This window comes from Actinomadura rubrisoli, from assembly GCF_004349215.1.
Taxonomy (GTDB): Bacteria; Actinomycetota; Actinomycetes; order Streptosporangiales; family Streptosporangiaceae; genus Spirillospora; species Spirillospora rubrisoli.
The window spans coordinates 1-5,415 of record NZ_SMKU01000488.1; the positions used below are offsets into that span (position 1 = coordinate 1).

Below are 5,415 nucleotides of genomic sequence, written 5' to 3' on the forward strand. Positions count from 1 at the left end.
CCGCCGCCCCGACGCCGCGATCGCATTCGCCGCGAGCTCCCCCATGACGAGCACCGCGTCCGACTCCAGGAATGGCAGCCCCCATTCCCGCAGCGCCCGGGAAACCTGCTCCCGCGCCAGCCCCGCGACCACCGGCGAAGCCAGCAATTGCCGGGTAATACCCGATTTCTGCCCCATGGCGGCCACGTCCACCACATCCCTCTCCGAACTCCTGTGAACTACGCCACAGATTCCTCGGACACGCGCGTCTTGTCGTGCGTACGCTTATTGCTCGGGAAACTCCGGGACAGAGGAGAGCGAGATGGCCACGAAACGATCACCGGACGAGCTTCCGCAGCCCAAGAACAACCTGTGGGACTTCATCGCCTACTACCTGCGCTTCCAACGCAACCAGCGGGGCCTGTCCGGCGAGGCACTGGGACGGATCATTCAGGCGGGCAAGTCACAGGTGTCCCGAATCGAGACCGGAGAAGAACGCCTCGACGGCACACAGGCCGCACTCCTCGACAAAGCCTGGAATACCGGAGGACTTTTCTCCATACTTGTCTGGTACGCCTCCATTGGCCACGACCCGCAGTGGTTCGCGCAATACCTGAAGCTGGAGGAGCGCGCCAGCATGATCAGGCTGTACGCATCACAGTTGATCCACGGCTTACTCCAAACGGAGGACTACGCTGGCGCCCTGATCGCCGGAGGCCACTCCCCCACCCCTGACGAAGATCTGCACGAGCGGCTCGCCAGGCAAGCCGTGTTCAGCCGTCCGAAACCGCCCTACGTCGCCGCACTGCTCTCACAGGCGAGCCTTGAGTGGCCCGTCGGTACGCCGGAGATCATGCGGGGACAGCTCCAGCATCTCGTTGACCTGTCGGAGCAACCGGACGTGACGATCCGGCTCGTACCTCGAACCTGGAACGTCGGCGCTCACGTAGGGCTCCAGGGAAGCTTCCAGCTCATGTCTGGAACCGACTTCGGAGAGGTGGCCTTTTCGGAATCTCCAGGAGGCGGACGGCTGGTCTCATGTCCGCCAGACGTGGTGAACTATGCCGTGTGGTACGACCGCATCAGCGCGAAGGCTCTCCCAGAGGAGCCTTCACGTGATCTCGTCCGATCACTGATGGAGGAACTTCGGTGAGCAACCCAACGTGGCGAAAGTCCAGCCATAGCGGCACTGAGCAACAAACCGTGTGTGTCGAGGTCGCAGGTCTACGTCCAGGCGTTGGCATCCGGGACAGCAAGAACCCCCACCTCGGCCACCTCACGCTCCCCACCCAGGTCTTCGCCGACCTCCTCGCCCGCGCCAAGCGAGACGAACTCAACCTCTAACCGCCCCACGCACGCACGAGCCCCGGCCATGCGCCGGGGCTCGTGCATGTCCGCACATGGACGCGTGGAACAACGCCGCCACGGGCAAATCCGTATAAGAAACGTCCACAGGCAGAACCAGGACACAAACAAACTCATCACACGCACCGGAGACCCACAATGACCACTTGGCGCAAATCAAGTCACAGCGGCACCCAGCAAGGAGACTGCGTCGAGGTCGCCAACCTCTCCTCCTGGCGAAAGTCGAGCCACAGCGGCACCAATGAGCAAAGCGTGTGCGTTGAGGTCGCCGACCTATCCCTTGGCGTGGGCATTCGTGACAGCAAGGACCCTGGCCACGGGCCCCTCACTCTCACAAGCGAAGCCTTCGCCGACCTCCTCGCACAAGTGAAGCGGGACGAGCTACGCCCCCACTAGGGCACGTCAGGCGACCGTGCGGGTGTTTTGTCCAGTCGCCTGGTGCAGCGCCGCCGCCAGCCGGTCGCGTGCCTCAGTCTGGGCGGCGATGCGTTCGTCGAGGACGGCGAGACGATCCAACGCGATCTGAATGCCCTTGTCCGACGGCGACGCGGCTACCACGTCGCCGTCCAGGCAGGGCAGGAACGCGCGGATGTCTTCGAGGGTGAGGCCGGCGGCCAACAGGTAGCGGATATTACGGACCCGCACGACGGCGCCCTTGTCATAGATCCGGTAGCCGTTGTGCGCCCGCCGGGAGGTGATCAGCCCTGTTTGTTCATAATGCCGCAGCGCACGCGCTGTCGTCCCCGTGACCTGCGCCAACTCGCCGATCCGCAACGGCTCCACCTCCCTCGCCAGTCCTATCACGCGACGACCGCCCCGCCATCGACCGGGAGCACCACTCCTGTGATGAACGATGCCTGCGGCGAGGCCAGCTGTGTGATCGCCCATGCCACTTCCTCGGGGCGGCCGATCCGCCCCAGCGGCGTGCGGGCCATCTGCCACTCTCGGACCGCCGCCATCCGCTCAGGTGACAACCCCTGGTGTTTCCCGATCGGAGTGTCGATCGCTCCAGGGGCCACCGCGACCACCCGAACCCCGCGAGGGGCCAGCTCCACCGCCCAACTGCGCGTGAGGAGTTCCAGGGCGGCTTTCGTCGCGGCATAGACCGCGTTGCCCGGCCAGGCCCGTTGCCCGACCGACGTAGTGACGTTCACGATCACCCCGCCGCTGGTCTCCAACGCGGGCAACGCGGCCCCCGCCAGCATGACCGGCGCAACCAGGTTGGTCGCCAGCTGCGGTTCGATCAGATCCCGGTCGAACGTCCCCAACGCCCCGCTGCCGACGATCCCCGCATTGTTGACCAGCACGTCCAGCCGGCCATGCGACTCCATGACGGCACGCATGATCTCCTCAACAGCGCCCTCGGCAGCGACGTCGGCGGTCAGCGGATGGATACCGTCAAAACCGGCAGCGGCTTCCGCCAGCGGCTCCGCCCGGCGGCCTACGGCCACCACCTGCGCGCCCATTCCAGCGAACATCCGCGCTGTCGCACGGCCTATCCCCGTGCCCGCTCCGGTAACAACAACCACTCTGTCCCGCATCGAGCTGTCCATGCAGGCAATCCTCAAACCTTGCCGCCAACGACAAGGTCAAACCAGCCGACGCCCGCCAACCACCACGCAAATTTTGAAACACGCTCTAGACCCGTCCGGGGTTCCTGGACCCGGGCCGGGTCGTCAGAGAGACGTCAGCACAGAACGGTCACCGCGGGTCCACCCTCGACGCCGTCGAACGTGCCGGCGGTGGACTCACGGTAGCTGTAGTAGTAGACCGAGACGCCGATGTTCTCGCCGCAGGGAGAGTCGGTAGCGATCTCGTAGGTCAGCTTCAGGGTACGCGTCCCACCGGGAGGGATAGGGACCGTGTAGTGGTTACAAGAAGTGATCTCGCCTGTGCAGCTGGTTTGGCTGTACTTAGTGCCGTCGGTCATGGTGTCGTAGGATTGGTTCACGGTCAGGTATGTGAACGTGACGTCGACGGTCTCCGGATTCGTGAAGGTCACGCTCAAGGTGACCGTCTCGCCGGGATGCGTCACCGCCTTGTCAAAGCTGGACGTGATCACGGACGCGGCCATGGCCGGCGTGGCGGGCAATACACCTATTACTGGCGCGACGGAAATGAGCAGCACGAACAGAATGCGCCTGACCAGCATGATCTTCTCCCTTTGCGGGGTCTCCTGCGTTCATTCGCAGGCTGATCAAGACGGTAGGCGTGAGCGGTTTGTTCCACAATCGGTTGTCCCGAGGTGGCCAACCCGTGCCGCTGACCACTGAGATTGTCGTCTTAACACGGCGGCGCGGTAATTGGAACGAGCCGATTACCCTCCTGCGATTTACCACTTGTCCAACCACAGCTCGATCACTCCTGGAGAGCAGAAGTGAGTACAGGTAGACGTACAGGGCTGGTTTGGACGACTCGTGGTGACTACCAGGGGGCGGGCCCGCGGTCGTCGAAGAAGGCGCCGTTGGGTCCGTTGTCGTCGATGGTCGCCAGGTTCACCGCGACCGCCGCACCATCGGCGGCGGTACGGGTGAGGTTGAAGCCCAGTGACCGGGTGAAGTCGGTGTCGCACGGACCCGGGGTTACGGCGTTGATCCGGAACCCTTGGCCGCCGAGCGCTTTGGCGTACTGCACGGTCACCATATTGAGTGCTGCTTTTGAGGAGGCGTAGGCGACCGAGGCGGGCATGTTGGCGAAGTAATGCGCAGGGTCGGTCTGGTCGGTGAGCGAGCCGACGGAGCTGGAGACGTTGACGATGCGGGGGGCCGATGAGTGGCGCAGCAACGGCAGCATCGCCTCGGTCACGGTGATCACACCAAAGACGTTGGTCTCGAAGACCGTCCGAACCAGGTCGGTGTCGGCCGTGCCGGGCCGCTGGCGGTCCGGGTCGCCGGAGATGCCGGCGTTGTTGACCAGCACGTCGAGACGGCCGTGGTCCTCCTTGATCCGCAGGGCGGCATCGCGTACGGAGGCGGGGTCGGTCACGTCCATGACCACCGTCTGAAGGCCGAGTTCGGCGGCGGCCTTGTCGCCGCGGTCCTTGCTGCGCGCCGCCAGCACCACCGTCAGTCCGCGTTCGGCCAGCTGCGCCGCTATCTCACGGCCGATGCCCTTGTTGGCTCCGGTTACCAATGCGATCGTCATGCCCCGAGCCCACCACCGGTGAGCCGTCACGGCCAAGACCACCTCGGTTGCGCGTCATACCCTGCCGGTATGGATCGAATGGAGACGCGAGAGCTGGCGTACTTCCTCGCCGTCGCCGAGGAGTTGCACTTCGGCCGTGCGGCCCGGCAGCTCGGCATCGCCCAGCCGCCGCTGTCTCGGGCCATCAAGCAGCTCGAACGCCGGCTGGGCGTGACCTTGCTGGAGCGCGGCAGCCGCGGCGTCACGCTGACCCCGGCCGGTGAGGTGCTGGCCAAGGAGGCCGTCACAGCGCTGCACGCGGTCGCCGCCGCGGCGAAACGTGCGCAGCGGGCCGGGCATCCCGCCCCGCACTTGACCGTCGTCATGAAGCCGGGCGGCGACGGCGGCCTGCTGCCCGCCATCCTCGATGCCTACGCCAAGCACCCCGATGCCCTCGACGTAGAGGTTCTCCTGCGCGGAGTGGCCGACCGCGCCCCTCTCATGCGCGATGGAACCGCGGACGTGGCATTCCTCCACGACCGTTACGAAGATCTGAGCGGCTTCGATACCGAACCACTGCTCACCGAGCGGCAAGTCGTCGTCCTACCAGCGGCGCACCGCCTTGCCGACCGCGAATACATCGTGATGGCCGACCTGGAAGGCGAGACCCTGCCGCGCTGGCACGGCGTCCCCGCCTCCGGCCCCGCAGATGCCCCGGAGGTCAGCAACGCCTCAGAGATGATGCAGCTGATCGCGCTTGGACGCATGGTCGCTGTAGTCCCCCAGTCGGCCCGAGACCAGCTCCGGCAAGACCTGGTCTGCATACCTGTCCTGGACGCCCAACCGGTGACCGTCCTCCTCGCCTGGCCCCAAGCAAGCCGCTCCCCGGCACTAGCCGCATTCGTCTACACCGCCACCCAGGTCGCCAAAGACCACGCCCCCCACCAC

General features: G+C 65.4%; 9 protein-coding genes. 4 read left to right on the forward strand and 5 right to left on the reverse strand.

Annotated elements, in window-relative coordinates:
- A partial coding sequence (locus E1298_RS43640; protein WP_207945205.1) for a hypothetical protein occupies positions 1-195 on the reverse strand: 195 nt, incomplete at its 3' end.
- Between the two features lie 106 nt (positions 196-301).
- Here E1298_RS43640 and E1298_RS43645 point away from each other — a divergent pair.
- From E1298_RS43645 to E1298_RS43655, 3 genes are all read left to right on the forward strand, one after another.
- Positions 302-1,132 carry a helix-turn-helix domain-containing protein gene (locus E1298_RS43645; RefSeq protein ID WP_131903261.1) on the forward strand — a complete coding sequence of 277 codons (831 nt, stop codon included), beginning with the start codon at positions 302-304 and terminating at the stop codon, positions 1,130-1,132.
- Positions 1,129-1,323 carry a DUF397 domain-containing protein gene (locus E1298_RS43650; RefSeq protein ID WP_131903262.1) on the forward strand — a complete coding sequence of 65 codons (195 nt, stop codon included), beginning with the start codon at positions 1,129-1,131 and terminating at the stop codon, positions 1,321-1,323. The genes E1298_RS43645 and E1298_RS43650 overlap by 4 nt, the downstream gene beginning before the upstream one ends.
- A 159-nt stretch (positions 1,324-1,482) precedes the next feature.
- Positions 1,483-1,740 (forward strand): DUF397 domain-containing protein, encoded by a 258-nt coding sequence (locus tag E1298_RS43655; RefSeq protein WP_131903263.1) that lies wholly within the window; start codon positions 1,483-1,485, stop codon positions 1,738-1,740.
- Positions 1,741-1,746: 6 nt separating this feature from the next.
- Here the strand turns inward: E1298_RS43655 and E1298_RS43660 are convergent, their stop codons facing one another.
- The 4 genes from E1298_RS43660 to E1298_RS43675 form a co-directional block, all read right to left on the reverse strand.
- A complete protein-coding gene (locus E1298_RS43660) occupies positions 1,747-2,127 on the reverse strand; it encodes a MerR family transcriptional regulator (protein ID WP_341770705.1) in 381 nt (126 codons plus the stop codon).
- Between the two features lie 17 nt (positions 2,128-2,144).
- Positions 2,145-2,897: an SDR family NAD(P)-dependent oxidoreductase gene (locus E1298_RS43665; RefSeq protein WP_131903265.1), complete on the reverse strand. Its 753-nt coding sequence runs from the start codon at positions 2,895-2,897 to the stop codon at positions 2,145-2,147.
- A 134-nt stretch (positions 2,898-3,031) separates the two neighbouring features.
- Positions 3,032-3,496: a COG1361 family protein gene (locus tag E1298_RS43670; protein ID WP_131903266.1), complete on the reverse strand. Its 465-nt coding sequence runs from the start codon at positions 3,494-3,496 to the stop codon at positions 3,032-3,034.
- Between the two features lie 272 nt (positions 3,497-3,768).
- Positions 3,769-4,488: an SDR family NAD(P)-dependent oxidoreductase gene (locus E1298_RS43675; RefSeq protein ID WP_131903267.1), complete on the reverse strand. Its 720-nt coding sequence runs from the start codon at positions 4,486-4,488 to the stop codon at positions 3,769-3,771.
- Between the two features lie 69 nt (positions 4,489-4,557).
- Here E1298_RS43675 and E1298_RS43680 point away from each other — a divergent pair.
- The coding region (locus E1298_RS43680; RefSeq protein WP_207945206.1) for a LysR family transcriptional regulator at positions 4,558-5,415 on the forward strand (858 nt) is incomplete at its 3' end.

Bases quoted from the DNA above. Each gene is read 5' to 3' on its own strand.
- E1298_RS43665 (WP_131903265.1), bottom strand. From the start codon at position 2,897: ATGGACAGCTCGATGCGGGACAGAGTGGTTGTTGTTACCGGAGCGGGC.
- E1298_RS43645 (WP_131903261.1), top strand. From the start codon at position 302: ATGGCCACGAAACGATCACCGGACGAGCTTCCGCAGCCCAAGAACAAC.
- E1298_RS43655 (WP_131903263.1), top strand. From the start codon at position 1,483: ATGACCACTTGGCGCAAATCAAGTCACAGCGGCACCCAGCAAGGAGAC.
- E1298_RS43675 (WP_131903267.1), bottom strand. From the start codon at position 4,488: ATGACGATCGCATTGGTAACCGGAGCCAACAAGGGCATCGGCCGTGAG.
- E1298_RS43670 (WP_131903266.1), bottom strand. From the start codon at position 3,496: ATGCTGGTCAGGCGCATTCTGTTCGTGCTGCTCATTTCCGTCGCGCCA.